Annotated in this window: 13 protein-coding genes and 2 tRNA genes; 8 read left to right on the top strand and 7 right to left on the bottom strand. The window is 65.5% G+C overall.

The window, feature by feature from the left end:
- Nucleotides 1-7: 7 nt before the first annotated feature.
- Nucleotides 8-3,616: a bifunctional proline dehydrogenase/L-glutamate gamma-semialdehyde dehydrogenase PutA gene (gene putA / locus EJ072_RS27890; protein WP_126082223.1), complete on the bottom strand. Its 3,609-nt coding sequence runs from the start codon at nt 3,614-3,616 to the stop codon at nt 8-10.
- A gap of 164 nt (nt 3,617-3,780) precedes the next feature.
- On the opposite strand from putA, the gene EJ072_RS27885 reads away from it, so the two are divergent.
- Nucleotides 3,781-4,233 carry an Lrp/AsnC ligand binding domain-containing protein gene (locus tag EJ072_RS27885; RefSeq protein ID WP_126082222.1) on the top strand — a complete coding sequence of 151 codons (453 nt, stop codon included), beginning with the start codon at nt 3,781-3,783 and terminating at the stop codon, nt 4,231-4,233.
- Here the strand turns inward: EJ072_RS27885 and EJ072_RS27880 are convergent.
- Both EJ072_RS27880 and EJ072_RS27875 read right to left on the bottom strand, forming a co-directional pair.
- The gene (locus EJ072_RS27880) at nt 4,230-5,438 is read right to left on the bottom strand and encodes a cytochrome c peroxidase (protein ID WP_126082221.1); all 1,209 of its coding nucleotides are present in this window, start codon (nt 5,436-5,438) and stop codon (nt 4,230-4,232) included. The two genes, EJ072_RS27885 and EJ072_RS27880, sit on opposite strands and share 4 nt — an antisense overlap.
- A gap of 7 nt (nt 5,439-5,445) precedes the next feature.
- The gene (locus tag EJ072_RS27875) at nt 5,446-5,889 is read right to left on the bottom strand and encodes a FixH family protein (protein WP_126082220.1); all 444 of its coding nucleotides are present in this window, start codon (nt 5,887-5,889) and stop codon (nt 5,446-5,448) included.
- A 158-nt stretch (nt 5,890-6,047) separates the two neighbouring features.
- Here EJ072_RS27875 and EJ072_RS27870 point away from each other — a divergent pair, with 158 nt between their 5' ends.
- Nucleotides 6,048-6,968 (top strand): sugar kinase, encoded by a 921-nt coding sequence (locus EJ072_RS27870; protein WP_126082219.1) that lies wholly within the window; start codon nt 6,048-6,050, stop codon nt 6,966-6,968.
- Nucleotides 6,969-7,013: 45 nt separating this feature from the next.
- Here EJ072_RS27870 and EJ072_RS27865 read toward each other — a convergent pair whose 3' ends face one another.
- The 3 genes from EJ072_RS27865 to EJ072_RS27855 form a co-directional block, all read right to left on the bottom strand.
- Nucleotides 7,014-8,039: an aldose epimerase family protein gene (locus tag EJ072_RS27865; protein ID WP_126082218.1), complete on the bottom strand. Its 1,026-nt coding sequence runs from the start codon at nt 8,037-8,039 to the stop codon at nt 7,014-7,016.
- A gap of 194 nt (nt 8,040-8,233) precedes the next feature.
- Entirely contained in the window at nt 8,234-9,691 is a 1,458-nt protein-coding gene (locus tag EJ072_RS27860; RefSeq protein ID WP_126082217.1) for an NAD-dependent succinate-semialdehyde dehydrogenase, read from the bottom strand.
- Nucleotides 9,692-9,868: 177 nt separating this feature from the next.
- Nucleotides 9,869-10,819 carry an AEC family transporter gene (locus EJ072_RS27855; RefSeq protein WP_126082216.1) on the bottom strand — a complete coding sequence of 317 codons (951 nt, stop codon included), beginning with the start codon at nt 10,817-10,819 and terminating at the stop codon, nt 9,869-9,871.
- Between the two features lie 162 nt (nt 10,820-10,981).
- On the opposite strand from EJ072_RS27855, the gene EJ072_RS27850 reads away from it, so the two are divergent.
- From EJ072_RS27850 to EJ072_RS27840, 3 genes are all read left to right on the top strand, one after another.
- Nucleotides 10,982-11,530, top strand: coding sequence for a histidine phosphatase family protein (locus EJ072_RS27850; RefSeq protein ID WP_126082215.1), 549 nt, complete (start codon nt 10,982-10,984; stop codon nt 11,528-11,530).
- Nucleotides 11,531-11,742: 212 nt separating this feature from the next.
- A tRNA-OTHER gene (locus tag EJ072_RS27845) sits at nt 11,743-11,817 on the top strand.
- Between the two features lies 1 nt (nt 11,818).
- Nucleotides 11,819-11,886: transfer RNA gene (locus EJ072_RS27840), tRNA-Asn, on the top strand.
- A 21-nt stretch (nt 11,887-11,907) separates the two neighbouring features.
- Here EJ072_RS27840 and EJ072_RS27835 read toward each other — a convergent pair.
- Nucleotides 11,908-12,264 (bottom strand): hypothetical protein, encoded by a 357-nt coding sequence (locus tag EJ072_RS27835; protein WP_126082214.1) that lies wholly within the window; start codon nt 12,262-12,264, stop codon nt 11,908-11,910.
- Here EJ072_RS27835 and EJ072_RS27830 point away from each other — a divergent pair.
- From EJ072_RS27830 to EJ072_RS27820, 3 genes are all read left to right on the top strand, one after another.
- Nucleotides 12,254-13,396 carry a slipin family protein gene (locus tag EJ072_RS27830; RefSeq protein ID WP_126082213.1) on the top strand — a complete coding sequence of 381 codons (1,143 nt, stop codon included), beginning with the start codon at nt 12,254-12,256 and terminating at the stop codon, nt 13,394-13,396. The genes EJ072_RS27835 and EJ072_RS27830 overlap by 11 nt on opposite strands.
- A 193-nt stretch (nt 13,397-13,589) precedes the next feature.
- Nucleotides 13,590-13,871, top strand: coding sequence for an acyl carrier protein (locus EJ072_RS27825; protein ID WP_042644943.1), 282 nt, complete (start codon nt 13,590-13,592; stop codon nt 13,869-13,871).
- A gap of 115 nt (nt 13,872-13,986) precedes the next feature.
- Nucleotides 13,987-15,174: a beta-ketoacyl-ACP synthase gene (locus EJ072_RS27820; RefSeq protein ID WP_126083769.1), complete on the top strand. Its 1,188-nt coding sequence runs from the start codon at nt 13,987-13,989 to the stop codon at nt 15,172-15,174.
- The last annotated feature ends 28 nt before the right edge of the window (nt 15,175-15,202 follow it).

Below are 15,202 nucleotides of genomic sequence, written 5' to 3'. Positions count from 1 at the left end.
GAACCGACTATGCGGCGGCAAGCAGGCTGGCGTTCCCACCTGCCGCTGTCGTGTCGACGCAGACCGCGCGCTCATGCGCGTAGGCGGCCGGGTTGAGCACTTCGCTGACCAGCGGCACGATCGGCCCGGCGCGGTCGGCGATCACCTTGCGCACGATGCGCGCCGCTTCCGGCGTGCCGGAGAAGGCGACGACATCGACGCGCAGTGAGCGCGCCTCGACCGGGTCCGGCCGGCCGTCGATGGCTGCCAGCGGCAGGCCCTTGCCGGTCAGTGCCGAGAGTGCTGCCGGCGCGCCCGGCGCCACGGCAAGCACCGCGTTGCCGGCGGCGAGCGCCTGGATCGTCTGGGCAAGCAGCGTCTCGGTGTCCGGGCCGAGGCAAAGCACCCGGCCGCGCGGCGCCAGCGACAGCGTGTTGGCTTCGCCGGTCGGTCCAGGCAGGTCGACCTGGCCGAAATCGAGGCTGGCGGCCGCGGCGATCGCCGCCGCGCCCTTGCCGCGCAGATGCTTCCTCAGGATCGCGACGCGGTCCGGCCGCGTCGACCAGCCGCCCAGCGTCGGATCGGGCAGATTGTCGGCAAGCTCGGTCGCGGTCACCTTGTGACCATCGGCAACCTCGGTTCCGGCCTCAGGCCCCTTGCGGAAGCGGCGCAGGTAATGCGGTCCGCCGGCCTTCGGGCCGGTGCCCGAAAGCCCCTCGCCGCCGAAGGGCTGCGAGCCGACCACGGCGCCGATCTGGTTGCGGTTGACATAGATGTTGCCGGCATGGATGCCGTCGACGAAATGCTGGACCCGGCCCTCGATGCGCGTATGCAGGCCGAAGGTGAGGCCATAGCCCTTGCGGTTGATGGCGGCGATGACCTGGTCGATCTCGTCGGCGTCGAAAGTCGCGACGTGCAGCACCGGGCCGAACACCTCGCGCTCCATCTCCTCGATGCCCTTGACGCGGAAGACATGCGGGGCGACGAAGCGGCCGGTGGCCGGAGCTTCGATCCTGGCGATCAGCCGGCCTTCCAGCCCCTTCTTCTTGCAATAGTCGCTGATCGAAGCCTGCGCCTCGTCGTCGATGACCGGGCCGACATCGGTCGAGATGGCCCAGGGATTGCCGACGTTGAGCGCTTCCATCGCGCCCTTCAGCATCTCCAGCATCTTTTTCTCGACGTCCTTCTGGACGTAGAGCACGCGCAGCGCCGAGCAGCGCTGGCCGGCGCTCTGGAAGGCCGACGCGAGGATGTCGCGCACCGCCTGCTCCGGCAGCGCGGTGGAATCGACGATCATCGCATTCAAGCCGCCGGTCTCGGCGATCAGCATGGCATCGGGCGCCGCGGTCTCGGCCAGTTGCTTCTCGATCAGCTTGGCGACCTCGGTCGAGCCGGTGAAGCAGACGCCGGCGATGCGCGGATCGGCGGTCAGCGGCGCGCCGACCGTGGGGCCGTCGCCCGGCAGAAGCTGGATGACATCCTCCGGCACGCCGGCCTCGCGCAGCATCTCGACGGCGCGGAAGGCAATGAGCGGCGTCTGCTCCGCCGGCTTGGCGATGACCGAATTGCCGGTGACCAAAGCCGCCGCGATCTGGCCGGTGAAGATCGCCAGCGGGAAATTCCACGGCGAGATGCAGACGATCGCGCCGCGCGCTTCGGTGCCTGCCTCGGCATTCACCGCCTCGGCCGCGTAATAGCGCAGGAAGTCGACCGCTTCCCGCACCTCGGCGACACCGTCGGCCAGCGACTTGCCGGCTTCGCGGGTGGCGAGAGCGAAGAACTCGGCGGCGTTGGCCTCGTAGAGGTCGGCGGCGCGATTGAGGATCGCCGCGCGCTCGGCAACCGGGCGCTTCCCCCAGGTGGGCTGCGCGTCGACGGCGATGCGCACGGCGGTCGCCACCTGCTTGGCCGCAGCTTCATGCACCGTGCCGACCACCTCGTCCGGCTTGGCCGGATTGACGATCTGGCGCTGCTTGCCGTAGCCGGCGGCGCGCGTGATCGGCTTGGCATGCCAGCGGTCCGCTCCGGCAAATTCCGCCCTCGCCTTGTCGATGGCTGCCAGCGTCACCGGATCGGTGATGTCGAAGCCTCTCGAGTTGCGGCGCCCGGCGCCGAAGATCGCGGCGGGGCGCGCGATCGCCGGATTGGCGGCGGGGCCCTGCATCTCGACAACCGTGAGCGGATCGCGCGCAATCTCCTCCGGCTCGACTTCCTCGTCGGTCAACTGGTGGACGAAGGAGGAGTTGGCGCCGTTTTCCAGCAAACGCCGCACCAGATAGGCAAGCAGGTCCGAATGCGCGCCGACCGGCGCATAGATGCGGCAGCGCGTGCCTTCGGCTTGGCGCACGGTTTCGTGCAGCGCCTCGCCCATGCCGTGCAGGCGCTGGAACTCGAAGCTCTCGCGGTCCTTCGCCATCGAAAGGATGGCGGCGACCGTGTGCGCGTTATGGGTGGCGAACTGCGGATAGATGCGGTCGGTCATCGACAAAAGCTTCTTCGCGCAGGCCAGATACGAAACGTCGGTGTTGGCCTTGCGGGTGAAGACCGGATAGCCGGTAAGACCCAGCGTCTGCGCCCGCTTGATCTCGGTGTCCCAATAGGCACCCTTGACCAGCCGCACCATGATCCGGCGGTCGTATTTCTTCGCCAGCGCATAGAGCCAGTCGATGGCGAAAGCCGCGCGCGGGCCGTAGGCCTGGACGACGACGCCGAAGCCGTCCCAGCCGGCAAGTTCCGGCTCGGCCAGCACGCGTTCGATGACATCGAGCGACAGGTCGAGGCGGTCGGCCTCCTCGGCATCGATGTTGAGGCCCATGCGCGAGTGCCGGGCGGCAAGCGCCAGCGACAGAAGCCGTTCGGCCATCACCGGCAGCATGGTCTCGCGCTGCGCCACCTCGTAGCGCGGGTGCAGCGCCGACAGCTTGACCGAAATGCCGTGGTTGTAGCGGATGTCAGGGCCGTTCGACCCCGCATCGAGCGACGAGATCGCATCCGCATAGGCGCGGTGGTAGCGCAGCGCGTCGGCCTCGGTGCGGGCCGCCTCGCCCAGCATGTCGAAGGAATAGAGATAGCCCTTCTGCGTCATCGGCCGGCCGCGCTTGACGGCCTCGGCGATGGTGCGGCCGAGCACGAACTGCTCGCCCATCTCGCGCATCGCCGCAGCGACCGCCTTGCGGATCACCGGCTCGCCCAGCCGGCGCACCATGGCGCGCAGCGTGCCTTCGATGCCGCCCTCGCCTTCGTCGAGCACGCGGCCGGTGAGCATCAGCGCCCAGGTCGAGGCGTTGACGAAGATCGAGCTGGAACCGCCCGAATGCGCCGACCAGTCATGCGGCGCGATCTTGTCGGCGATCAGATCGTCCATCGTCTCGGTGTCGGGCACGCGCAGCAGCGCTTCGGCCAGGCACATCAGCGCCACGCCTTCCTTGGTCGACAGGCCGTACGCCGAGAGGAACACCTCCATCAGCCTGGGATCGGTCGAGCCGCGCACCGCGCGCACCAGATCGGCCGCGCGCGCCGAGATCCCCTTGCGCTCCTCGGCCGACAACCCCGCCGTCGCCGACAGGCGCTTCACCGCCTCGTCTTCGTCGGGCAAATAATTGGCGCGGATCTGCTGGCGGATGGCGTCGAGCGGCATATCGGGTCCATGAAAGCGAGCGTGAGCGAACGTTCCGGCGGTCGCCGGACCGAATGGCGCAAGCTAGCACAGCTTCGGATTCCAGTCGGTCCAAAGAAATCGACTAGGCAGGCCAATTGAACTATCATAGAAGCCGAATTCCCATCGTTTCGGCTGCCATTTCGATGACCGAAGACCAATTGGACCGCATCGACCGTAACATCCTGACGGCGCTCGGGCGCGACGGCAGGCTTTCGATGTCCGAACTGGCTTTGAAGGTCGGCCTGTCGAAGACGCCGGTGCAGGCGCGCGTGAAACGATTGGAGAAGGACGGCTACATCAGAGGCTACCGCGCCATCATCGATCGCGAACGCATGGGCGAAGGCCATGTCGCCTTCGTCCAGGTAAAGCTGTCGGATACGCGCTCGGCGGCGCTCGACGCTTTCAACCGAGCTGTCCAGGGCGTGCCCGAGATCGAGCAGTGCCACATGATGGCCTCGAGCTTCGACTATCTGCTGAAGGTCCGCACCACCGACATCGCCGCCTATCGCCGCGTGCTCGGCGAGCGCATCTCGGCCCTGCCCCACGTCGCCCAAACCTCGACCTTCGTGGCGATGGAGACGGTCAAGGATCGCTAATCAGAAAGCGTCTTGAGGAACGCCACCAGCGCCGCGCGCTCGCGATCGGACAGGTCGAGCGGATGCACTTCCGATACGCCTTCAACGCCTGGCGGCGCCTTCGAATAATGCGCCACCACTTCATCGAGTGTCGAGAACTGGCCGGCATGCATGTAAGGCGGGCGATCCGCCGCGCCCCTGAGCGACGGCGTCTTGTAGGCGTGCGTGATTTGCGGACCGTCCTTGACCATGAAGCGCAGCTCGCGGCAGGCGCTCTCGTCGCCGTCGCGGAATTTGCCGAGGCAGTTGAACGGGTCGGCCTCGACCTGTGCCACGGCATCGACGCGCCCGCGGTCCGGCGGCAGGCCGTCGACCGGCGGCACGCCGGTGTTGTGGAACGCATTGTCGGTGAGGCGCGGACCATTGTGGCAGGTCACGCAATTGGCCTTGCCGATGAACAGTTTCAGCCCGAGGATTTCTTCCGGCGAGAAAGCCGCGTCCCCTTCCGGCTTGGCGCCGGTCGCCAGATCGATGGCGAAACGGTCGAAGCGCGTCTCCTCGGGCTCGATCGATCGCTCGAAGGCGGCGATCGCCTTGCCGATATTGGCATAGACGCGGTTGACGTCGTCCTGCTGAGAGGCGGGCATCGCGTTCCACACCGCCTTCTCGGCGTCGCTGCCGAGCGGACTGGCATTGGCCGGCACGGTGGAAAGGTCCGGCAGCGGCCCAAAAATGCGCTCGTAGCGCTCGCCGAACCGCTTCTTGATGTAATGCGCGAAGGCTGCCCGGTTGCCGGCCTGCTCCAGCGGGTTTTCAAGCGGCGTCAGCGCCTGGGCCCACAGGCTGTCGCGCCTGCCGTCCCAGAAGTACCAAGGATTGTGCGCCACGCCCGCCAGCGGCATGGTGCGGCGGTTGGTATGGCCGACGCCGACCGCCTGCGGCAGGTCGTCCTGGAACTGGCGGTCGATCTTGTGGCAGGTCGAGCACGACACCGTGCCGTCACGGCTCATGCCGGCATCGAAGAACAGCGTCGAGCCGAGCGCGGCAGCCGCCGGCACATCCGCATACTGGTTGGTGGTATCCGCCTTGAGCGAAGGCAGCGTGTTCAGCGCCAAAGACGCGATGGTGTTCTTCTCGGCGTCGCTGAATTGCGGCTCGCCGCAGCCACCCAGCAAGGCGAGAGCGGCCAAAGCCAGCAGGCATGCAACGCTTGTCAGACGCCTCATCGCCCGCTCACAACACGACGTTGAAGACGACGGAATCGGAACCCGCCGCCGCCGAGATACCGAAGTGCACCTGCCACCAGCCGCTCATCGTGAATTTCACGCCGTCGATGCGGTAGCGCCCCTCGCCAAGATAATCGGTCGCCTGCGGACTGGTCGGCAGGCCGTGATTGTGCTGCGGCATCCCGCCGGAAACGGTGATGGCCGCCCCCTCCACCGGCGCGCCGGCGGCGGTCTTCAGCGTCAGCAGCCAGGATTGCAGCTCGCCCTGCCGGATGACGCCGCGCTCCGGCTCGAAGCTCGCGACGAACAGCCCGTTCGCCGTCTTCTTGGAGCGCGACAGGTCCGGACCGGACGCCGAATGCGGCAGCGTCTGATAGACGACGGCCACGATGCCGACCAGCAACGCGGCCAGGCCGAGCCCCGCAAGGATGTAACGCCATATCGATGCCAAGCCCGTTCCTCTTCGGCTGCTAACGTCGAGGGCCGCTCGCCGCGTCCCGCCCTGCCTGTGGGAAATCGTTTCTGGCGCAAAATTCGCCGGCAGCCAAGCATGGCGCTGCCGGCCGCAAAAAGCTACAGCAACAAGACTTTAAGAAGGATAGAACCCACATGGCCGCCAAGGGTATTGCGTCGATCGGCGAATGCATGATCGAATTGTCGGGACAGACCGGCGACAGCTGGCGCATGGGCTTTGCCGGCGACACCTTCAACACGCTGTGGGCATTGCACGCGCTGAGCCCGGAGCACCCCGCGACTTATGTCTCGGCCTTCGGCGACGATCCCTTCTCGCGCGACCAGATCGCCTTCTTCGGCCAGAGCGGCATCGGCATAGGCAACAGTCCGGTCATTGCCGGCGCGCGCCCCGGCCTTTACGCCATCACGCTCACCGGAGCCGAGCGCGCCTTTACCTACTGGCGAAGCGACGCGGCAGCGCGTCAGCTCGCCTCCGATCCGGTGGCGCTCGCGAAAAGCCTTGAAAACCAGGCGCTTGTCTATTTTTCTGGAATCACCCTGGCAATTCTGGACGAGGCCGCGCGGACAACTTTGCTGACCGCCATAGTTGCGGCCGGGGCCGCCGGCTCGCTCGTCGCCTTCGACCCGAATTACCGGCCGCGTCTGTGGCCGAGCCGCGAGGCAGCCCAGGCCGCGATCCTGGAAGCGCTTGCCGTGGCCGACATCGCGCTGCCGACCTTTCCGGACGAGCAGATGCTGTTCGGGGATCCGACACCGCAGGCGACGGCGGAACGCCTCGGCAAGCTGACTGGCGAGGTCGTGGTCAAGAATGGCGAGCAGCCGGCCTTGATCGCGCTGAACGAAGCTTCGCAAACCGTGGATGCGGCGCATGTGGCCGCCCCAGTCGACACCACGGGGGCCGGCGATTCTTTCAACGGCGGCTATCTCGCCGCGCGGCTTGCCGGCCACGCGCCTGCCGACGCGGTGCGCCGCGCGCATAAAGTGGCGGCCGCGGTCGTGCAGGTTCGCGGCGCGCTTGCTCCATTCGCGACGTTGAGGGCAGCATTCGACAGTTAAGCGCCGTCGAAGCTTTAGCGCACATTACTTCAATACCGAAAAACCTTAAGGCAAACGGAAGCGGTATTCCGTCACCTGATGATAGATCTGCCCTGGCCACAGCGTCGCCTGCGGGAAATAGGGCCGGTTCGGCGCGTCCGGCCAGGTCTGCGCTTCGAGGCAGAGGCCTGAAAACGCCTTGTAGTGGCGGCCGTCGAGCCCCGGCGATGCCGGCGCGACGAACTGGCCGCTATAGAGCTGCAGTCCAGGCTCGGTGGTCCAGACTTCCATCTCGACGCCGGAATTGGCGCCTTGCACCCAGGCAGCCTGGTGCAGCGGCCCGCGGCTGGAGGCGAGGCAGTAATTCAGGTCGTATTGAAGCTGCTCGCCCTCCATTTCCATGCGCAGCGCCCGCGCCTGCCGGAAATCGAAAGGCGTGCCGTCGACCGGCTTCACGACACCGGTCGGGATCATCTCGTCATCGACGGGCGTGTAGGCGCTGGCGTTGAGCATCAGCCGATGGTCGAGGATGTCGCCGACGCCGCCATCGTCGAGGTTGAAATAGGAGTGCTGCGCCAGATTGCAGAGCGTCGGCTGCTCGCAAGTCGCGGTCAGTTCCATGCTGAGCGTGCCGGGAATCTTCAGCCGGTAGGTGCAGGTGACGTCGAGCGCGCCGGGAAAACCCATCGCGCCGTCCGGATCGTGCAGTGTCAGCGTCACGAAATCGCGGCCGTGCAGCGAGACGGTCCATGGCCGGTGGAAAAAGCCTTCCGAGCCGCCATGCAGCGTGTGCTTGCCGAGAAAATTCTGCTCGGTCTGGTAGCGCTGGCCGGCAATGGTGAAACGGCCGCCGCCAATGCGGTTGGCGAAGCGGCCGACGACCGCCCCGAAAAAGGCGCGGTCGGTCTCGTAGGGTTCGAAGCGGTCGTAGCCCAGCACCAGCGGCGCGTCGTGGCCGTTCAGTCGAAGATCCTGGACGATCGCGCCCAGTCCGATGATGTTGGCGGTCAAGCCGCCGCCCCGGATCGTGAACCGGCGTACGGCCTCGCCCGCCTGCGTCGTGCCGAAGACCTCGCCGTCCTTCATCGCCATGCCCGAAAATGTAAGTTGTCGATCAATGGATTTAGGCCGGCTATGGATGATCCGGCAAGGGCAGGCTCAGGCAATTCCAGATGTCTGACTGTTTTTCGACCGGGATTTCGCTGAACCAAACAGATAGAGCCGCCCATCGTTTCAGTGAAACGACGGACGGCTCTTCAAAACCTATCCAGTACGGCCGGTCGATATCAGAGCCCCAGGCCACCGAAGCAGGCATATTTGGTGTCGAGATAGTCCTCGATGCCCTGATGCCCGCCTTCGCGGCCGAGACCCGATTCCTTGACGCCGCCGAACGGCGCCTCGGGCGTGGTGATCAGGCCTTCATTGACACCGACCATGCCATATTTCAGACCTTCCATGACCCGGAAGGCTCGGCCGAGATTGCCGGTGTAGAAATAAGCGGCGAGGCCGAACTCGGTGTCGTTGGCCAAGGCCACCGCCTCTTCCTCGGTCTCGAACTTGAACACGGGCGCGATCGGCCCAAAAATCTCTTCCTTCATGAATCGCATGTTCGGCGTGGCGCCGGAGATCACCGTCGGCTGGAAGAACGAGCCGCCAAGCGCATGGCGCTTGCCGCCGGCGACGACCTGGCCGCCCTTGGACGTGGCATCAGCGATGAATTCCTCGACTTTCTCGACCGCCTTCTCGTCGATCAGCGGTCCCTGCTGCACGCCTTCCTCCAGGCCCGAGCCGACCTTGAGGTTGTTGCTGGCGGCGGCGAGCTTCTCGACGAACTGGTCATAGATGCCTGCCTGGACGAGGAAGCGGTTGGTGCACACGCAGGTCTGGCCGGAATTGCGGTATTTCGCGGTGACGGCGCCGGCCACCGCGCGGTCGACATCAGCGTCGTCGAAGACCAGGAACGGCGCGTTGCCGCCGAGCTCCATCGACACTTTCTTGACCGTCGAGGCGGACTTCTGGATCAGCAGCTTGCCGATCTCGGTCGAGCCGGTGAAGGTGATCTTCTTGACCAGCGGATTGGTGCAGAGTTCGTCGCCGATCTCGCCGGCTGAGCCGGTCACGACGTTGACGACGCCCTTCGGGAAACCGACTTCCTCGACCAGCGCGCCCCAGGCGAGGCCGGAATAAGGCGTCTGCGAGGCGGGCTTCACCACAGCGGTGCAGCCGGCGGCCAAGGCCGGACCGATCTTGCGGGCGAGCATCGAGGACGGAAAATTCCATGGCGTGATGGCGGCGATGACGCCGACCGGCTCCTTGGTCACAAGGATGCGGCGGTCGCCCCATGGCGACGGCACGATGTCGCCATAGACGCGGCGGCCTTCCTCGGCGAACCACAGGATGTAGGCCGCGGACGAGCCGATCTCGCCCTTGGATTCGGCGAGCGACTTGCCCTGCTCGATGGTCAGCAGCTCGGCCAGCACGTCCTGATTGTCCATCATCGCGTCATGCAGCTTGCGTAACAGCTTCGAGCGCTCGAGCGCGGTGGTCTTGCGCCAGCTCTTGAACGCTTCCTCGGCCGCCTCGATGGCGCGGCGGGTTTCAGCCTTGCCGGCCTTTGGCACGGTGCCGATCTTCAGGCCCGTCGCCGGATTGTTGACGTCGATGGTCTGGCCGCTGTCGGCCTGCACCCATTCACCATTGATGAGATTGGCCTGGCGCATGAAATGGCTGGTTTTCTGAAGCATGGTCTGGCCTCCGTTCGGCGCGCTGATCGGCCGTTTTTCTGGATATCCGTTGAAGCGTGCTTCAAGAGCCGCACGCCGGCGCATTGCTCTTACCTAGGGAAAGGCAGGCAAGCAATCACAAGATGGCATATAGGGGTTGGGCCAGCAAAGGCGAGCCGCGCATACGCTTGCTGACGCTTATCCGAAGATGTGCACGACCACCGTCAGCCAGAACGACGTGGTTAGCACCGCGCTTGCCGTGGCAAGCGTCATCTGGTTCGAGGCCAGCGCCTGGCCGGTGTTGAACTGGACGGCGATCAGGTAGGAATTGATGCCCGACGGCAGCGCCGCAACGACGACCGCGACCTTGGAGGTCAGCGGCGGCAGGCCGAGTAGCCACACGAAGGCCAGCACCAGCGCCGGCATCAGGAACAGCTTCAGCACCGACAGCGCCAGCGCCGGCCTGATATTGCCGGAGATGCCGAAGCGGCGCAGGCTGAGCCCCATGGCGAACAGCGCCACCGGGCCGGCCGTGTCGGCGAGCGTATCGACCAGCCGCTCGACAAGGTCGGGCAGCGGCGCGCCGGTAAGGCGCCAGGCGAGCCCGGCCAGGATGCCGATGATCAGCGGATTGATGAACAGGCGCCTGAGGAAGCTTTTGACGACACGCAGCGGGTGGACCGTCTCGCCGCTGCCGCGCCCGAACATCTCGAACAGCACGATCGACGTCATCATCATGATCGGCAGGTGGACCGAAACCAGCAGCGACAGGACCTCGAAGCCGCTGGCGCCGAATATGCCGAGGATGAAGGGGGCGCCGAGCAGCACGACATTGGAATAGGCCGAGGACACGCCGCCGACGATCCCCGCGCGTGCGTCCCGACCGAACAGCCGCGTCGTGACCAGATGGCCTGCGGCCCAGGTGATGGCGACGGCAGCGAAATAGGCGCCCCACAGCGACCATGGCGCCACACCGTGGAAATCCGACTTGACCATGGTTTGGAACAGAAGCAGCGGCATCGCCACATTGACGGCGAATTCGGAAATGCCCTCCCCGCTCGCCGGCTTCAGATAACCGGTCAGCCCGGCCAGATAGCCGAGCGCCACGAGGCTGAAGACGAAGAGGACGGTTTCAGTGAGCGGAGTCATTTTGCGGGCGGAGACATTTTTCCCGTGATAGGCGAGCCCCGGCCGCTGTGCAATTGGCGCCGCACGCCTATCTCCGGCGCCTCTGCTTGTTTTCCGGACGGCTTTGCGATCCCTATATGCCGATCACGGCCTCGGCCCGCCCGGGCCGCCAAAGGACTTCCGATGCTGCGACTTGTTCTGGCGCTTTTCCTCCTTGCCGCTCCCACTCTTGCCCACGCGACCGATGCCGGCTGGGCGCTGCTGCGCGACGGCGGCCATGTCGTGCTGCTTCGCCATGCCTTCGTCACCGGAGCGACCGACCCGGCGAATTTCGACATCGGCAATTGCGCCACGCAGCTCAATCTGTCCGAGCGCGGCAAGCAGCAGGCAAGCCGCATCGGCGCGCTGTTCGCGGCGCGCGCAGCACCCATCGATCACGTGCTCTCCAGCCGCTACTGCCGCTGCCTCGACACCGCCCGCATCGCTTTCGAATCCGAGCCGCAGCCCTTCGCGCCGCTCGACCTGCTCAAGACCGACCCGGCCGAGAAGGCCGCGCAAATGGAAGCGGTGATGAAGGAGATCCGCGGCTATTCCGGCTCCGACAATCTGGTGCTGGTCACGCATCTCGAAAACATCGAAGCGCTCACCGGCGTGGCGCCGCGCGAAGGCGAGGCCGTGGTGGTGGCGCCGGACGGCGACGGCCTCAAGGTGCTGGGGCGCGTGACTTTCTAAGGCATCGCGCCGGCCGGTGTTGCTGAAATACAACTCCCGGAAGAAGCCGCAAATTTGCCGCCACAATGCCGCTTGCGACAACCCGTCGCAGGGTCTATAGGCGCGCTCCCGGTCACGAAAACCGAAGCGAGCACAACGGTTGGAGCTTTCGTCTCCGCCCGCGCAGGCGGCTTTGCCGCGCTGTGTACGGCGCCGTTTCGGGTGTTGGGATCGCCGATGTAGCTCAGAGGTTAGAGCGCCGGATTTGGGTCCGGAGGTCGAGGGTTCGAGTCCCTTCATCAGCACCACGGATAGCTCAGTTTGGTTAGAGCATCAGATTGTTAATCTGACTGTCGAAGGTTCGATTCCTTCTCCAACGGCCTGATAAGCCGACACCTTCAGGTGGTGTTATCCAAAACGGTCCGGGGACCGGAATGCGAGGACTTCACGGACGGCAAGGTTTCGGCCTCGCCGGGCGGCGACGTCCTGCGCCATCGGCGCGCGGCCAGGCCCGCGATGACGGTCAAGGCGCGGCGCGGCCGGCAAGGGAAGCTCGGGCTTCCGGCGCCCGCTTCGCCGCCCCGCGATCCGCTCCCGAAGGCCCGCTTCGCGCGGATGCCACCGGTCTCCGGATCATTCGTGCCCAGGAACATGAAGTACGACGACGTGAAACGAAAAACGAAAAGGATGATCGACGCATGACGTGACGCCTCGGATGGGGCCATGCCCGACAGGAGTAAGACAATGAAGACCATTCTCGAAAAGGCTCTTGGACGCCAGCGCGTCCTCGTGAAGGAAAATGAACGTGCCGTCGCCCTCTACAAGGGCGAGATCCAGGCGGTCCTGATGCCGGGCGAACATTGGCTCGCCAACCGGCGCGGCAACCTGGAAATCTCCAGGCACGACCTGAAGAACCCGGAATTCGTTTCGGCTTACGAGAAGGCATTGTTCGACAAGCTCCCGGACGTGGCCGCGCGTCACTTCACCGTCGTCCGCACCGGACGCATGGAGGTCGCCGTGGTCGAGCGCGACGGCGCGCTGCATTCTGTGCTGTCGCCGGACCGCAAGCTGGTGCTGTGGGCGGATGCCGGTCCGTGGAAGGTTACGACCGTCGACACGGCGGCCGATCTCGCCATCGATCCGGCGCTGATGCGCCGGCTCGGCCAGGCCCGGAAGACGGAACACATGTTCCTGCATCCGGTCGTGGACGGCCAGGTCGGGCTGCTCTTCGTGGATGGCGTGCTCGTTCGCACGCTTGAAGCGGGCGTGCATGCCTTCTGGAATGTCGGCCGCATGGTCCAGCTGAAGGTCGTCGACATCAAGCGCCAGTCGCTCGATGTCGCCGGGCAGGAAGTGCTGACCAGGGATCGCGTGACGATCCGCGTCAACATCGCCGCCGAGTACCGGGTCGTCGACCCGGTCCAGGCGGTGAGCACGGTGAAGGACTTCTCGGAAGCCCTCTACCGCGCCCTGCAGTACGCCTTCCGCAAGACGCTTGGCGCGCTCACGCTCGACCAGATCCTCGACAAGAAGGTCACGGTCGACGAGGACGCGGCGGCCAAGGTGCGCGAAGACATGGCCGCGATCGGCGTCGAGGTCAGCGACATCGCTCTCAAGGATGTGATCCTGCCGGGCGACATGCGCGAGATCCTCAACCAGGTGGTTTCGGCCGAGAAGCAGGCTGAGGCCAACGTCATCCGCCGCCGCGAGGAGACGAACGCCACGGGTTCGCTGCTCAACACGGCCAAGGTGATGGCCGAGAACCCGGTGATGCTGCGGCTGAAGGAGCTCGAGGCTCTGGAGGCCATCGCCGGCAAGGTCGAGCGGCTCACCGTCCACAACGGGACGGGCGGGCTGCTCAACGATCTGGTCAAGCTCCGCGACTGATGCATGTCGCTCAGCTGACGCAGCGTAAGATGGGAAGGACCGCCGGTTCGAACGGCGGCCCTTCTTGCGTTCCCAAAGCCGGCGTCCCATCTGCTCCCGGCGCATCAGGCCTTTTCCTGCCGGGAAAAACCGATTAGACAGCGCGCAAAGCAAGATGCGGACAGATTCCGCCCGCAACCCGAAGGAAGAGCCCTTGTCCACCACATTCGAGAAAGTCGCCAAGATCATTGCCGATACCAGCGAGATCGATATCGACACCATCACGCCCGAGAGCCACACCATCGACGACCTCGGCATCGACAGCCTCGATTTCCTCGACATCGTCTTCGCCATCGACAAGGAATTCGGCATCAAGGTGCCGCTGGAAAAGTGGACGCAGGAGGTCAATGACGGCAAGGCCTCGACCGACGACTATTTCGTCATGAAGAACCTGTGCGCCAAGATCGACGCGCTGGTCGCGGCCAAGAGCGCCTGATGTCTACGGCGAGCGCGAACTTGACGCGCTCCGCGCATGACCCCGAAATCGGCATCGATTTTCGGAAAGGATCATGCGCAAAATCAAAAAGTCGCCTGACCCACAACAGCCGCCCATGAGTTCCCACGACGTCGTCATCACCGGCATCGGCCTTGTCTCCTCGCTGGGAGAGGGTCCGGATGCCCATTGGCAAAAGCTTACGCAGCCTGGGTTCCAGCCGGTGCTCGATGCCGAGCGCTTCGCCCCCTATACCATTCATCCTCTGCCCGAGATCGACTGGAACCTGCAGATCGCCAAACGTGGCGACCAGCGCCAGATGGAAACCTGGCAGCGCCTCGGCACCTATGCCGCCGGCCTTGCGCTGGACGATGCGGGAGTCAAGGGCAATGACGAGCTTTGCACGACCATGGACATGGTGGTGGCGGCCGGTGGCGGCGAGCGCGACGAGGCCGTCGACGCCGCAATCCTTGCTGCTTCCGAAAGCCGCAACGACCGCGACGTGCTGCTCAACGAGAAGCTGACGACGGAACTGCGGCCGACTTTGTTCCTGGCCCAGCTCTCCAACCTGCTCGCCGGCAACATATCGATCGTCCACAAGGTCACCGGTTCCTCCCGCACCTTCATGGGCGAGGAAGGCGCCGGCGTCTCGGCCGTCGAGACGGCAGCCGCGCGCATCCGCTCGGGACAGTCGACCCATGTTCTGGTCGGCGGCGCCTTCCAGACGGAGCATTCCGACATGCTGCTGGGCTACGAGCTCGCCGGCTACCTGCATCGCGGCCCCTGGAAGCCGGTCTGGCAGCGTCAGGGCTCCGAGGGCGGCGGCGTGGTCACCGGTTCGGGCGGCGCTTTCCTGGTGCTGGAGCAGCGCGAGCACGCGAAAAGCCGCGGCCGAAGGATCTATGCCGAGCTCGGCCCCATCGTGTCCGGCCGCGCCAGACGCCGCCTGGGTGAGTTGGATGCCGAGATCGTGGCCCTACTGAAGCAGGCCGAATTGCCCGCCGGCGAACTGCTGACGATATCCGGCGCTTCGGGCGCTCATGCAGCCACCGCCGCGGAGAAAGCGGCGCTCGACGCCAATCCGGCGCTCGCCGTGCGCGGCTTCTCGACGCTGACCGGCCATATGAAGGAGGCGCAGTTCCCCTTCGCCGTGGCGCTCGCGGCCATGGCGATCGACCGCAAGGCCGGTTACCCCGTTTTCGATGCCGCAGCCGAGAAGCCGTTTGACGGTGCGCCGAAGGCAGTCCTTGCAACGGCGATCGGCTATCACCAATTCGAGGGCATGGGGCTGATCAAAGCGGCCTGAGGTACGATCGAGGCTGTCAGGACAAAAC

This window comes from Mesorhizobium sp. M2A.F.Ca.ET.046.03.2.1, from assembly GCF_003952425.1.
In the GTDB taxonomy this organism is placed as follows: Bacteria; Pseudomonadota; Alphaproteobacteria; order Rhizobiales; family Rhizobiaceae; genus Mesorhizobium.
The sequence above is the reverse complement of the archived record's forward strand: the minus strand, read 5'-3'. Positions and strand labels throughout refer to the sequence as shown.

Excerpts from the sequence above, each read along its gene's own strand:
- putA (WP_126082223.1), bottom strand. The coding sequence starts at position 3,616 with ATGCCGCTCGACGCCATCCGCCAGCAGATCCGCGCCAATTATTTGCCC.
- EJ072_RS27885 (WP_126082222.1), top strand. The coding sequence starts at position 3,781 with ATGACCGAAGACCAATTGGACCGCATCGACCGTAACATCCTGACGGCG.
- EJ072_RS27880 (WP_126082221.1), bottom strand. The coding sequence starts at position 5,438 with ATGAGGCGTCTGACAAGCGTTGCATGCCTGCTGGCTTTGGCCGCTCTC.
- EJ072_RS27870 (WP_126082219.1), top strand. The coding sequence starts at position 6,048 with ATGGCCGCCAAGGGTATTGCGTCGATCGGCGAATGCATGATCGAATTG.
- EJ072_RS27865 (WP_126082218.1), bottom strand. The coding sequence starts at position 8,039 with ATGGCGATGAAGGACGGCGAGGTCTTCGGCACGACGCAGGCGGGCGAG.
- EJ072_RS27860 (WP_126082217.1), bottom strand. The coding sequence starts at position 9,691 with ATGCTTCAGAAAACCAGCCATTTCATGCGCCAGGCCAATCTCATCAAT.
- EJ072_RS27855 (WP_126082216.1), bottom strand. The coding sequence starts at position 10,819 with ATGACTCCGCTCACTGAAACCGTCCTCTTCGTCTTCAGCCTCGTGGCG.
- EJ072_RS27850 (WP_126082215.1), top strand. The coding sequence starts at position 10,982 with ATGCTGCGACTTGTTCTGGCGCTTTTCCTCCTTGCCGCTCCCACTCTT.
- EJ072_RS27830 (WP_126082213.1), top strand. The coding sequence starts at position 12,254 with ATGAAGACCATTCTCGAAAAGGCTCTTGGACGCCAGCGCGTCCTCGTG.
- EJ072_RS27835 (WP_126082214.1), bottom strand. The coding sequence starts at position 12,264 with ATGGTCTTCATTGTCTTACTCCTGTCGGGCATGGCCCCATCCGAGGCG.
- EJ072_RS27820 (WP_126083769.1), top strand. The coding sequence starts at position 13,987 with ATGAGTTCCCACGACGTCGTCATCACCGGCATCGGCCTTGTCTCCTCG.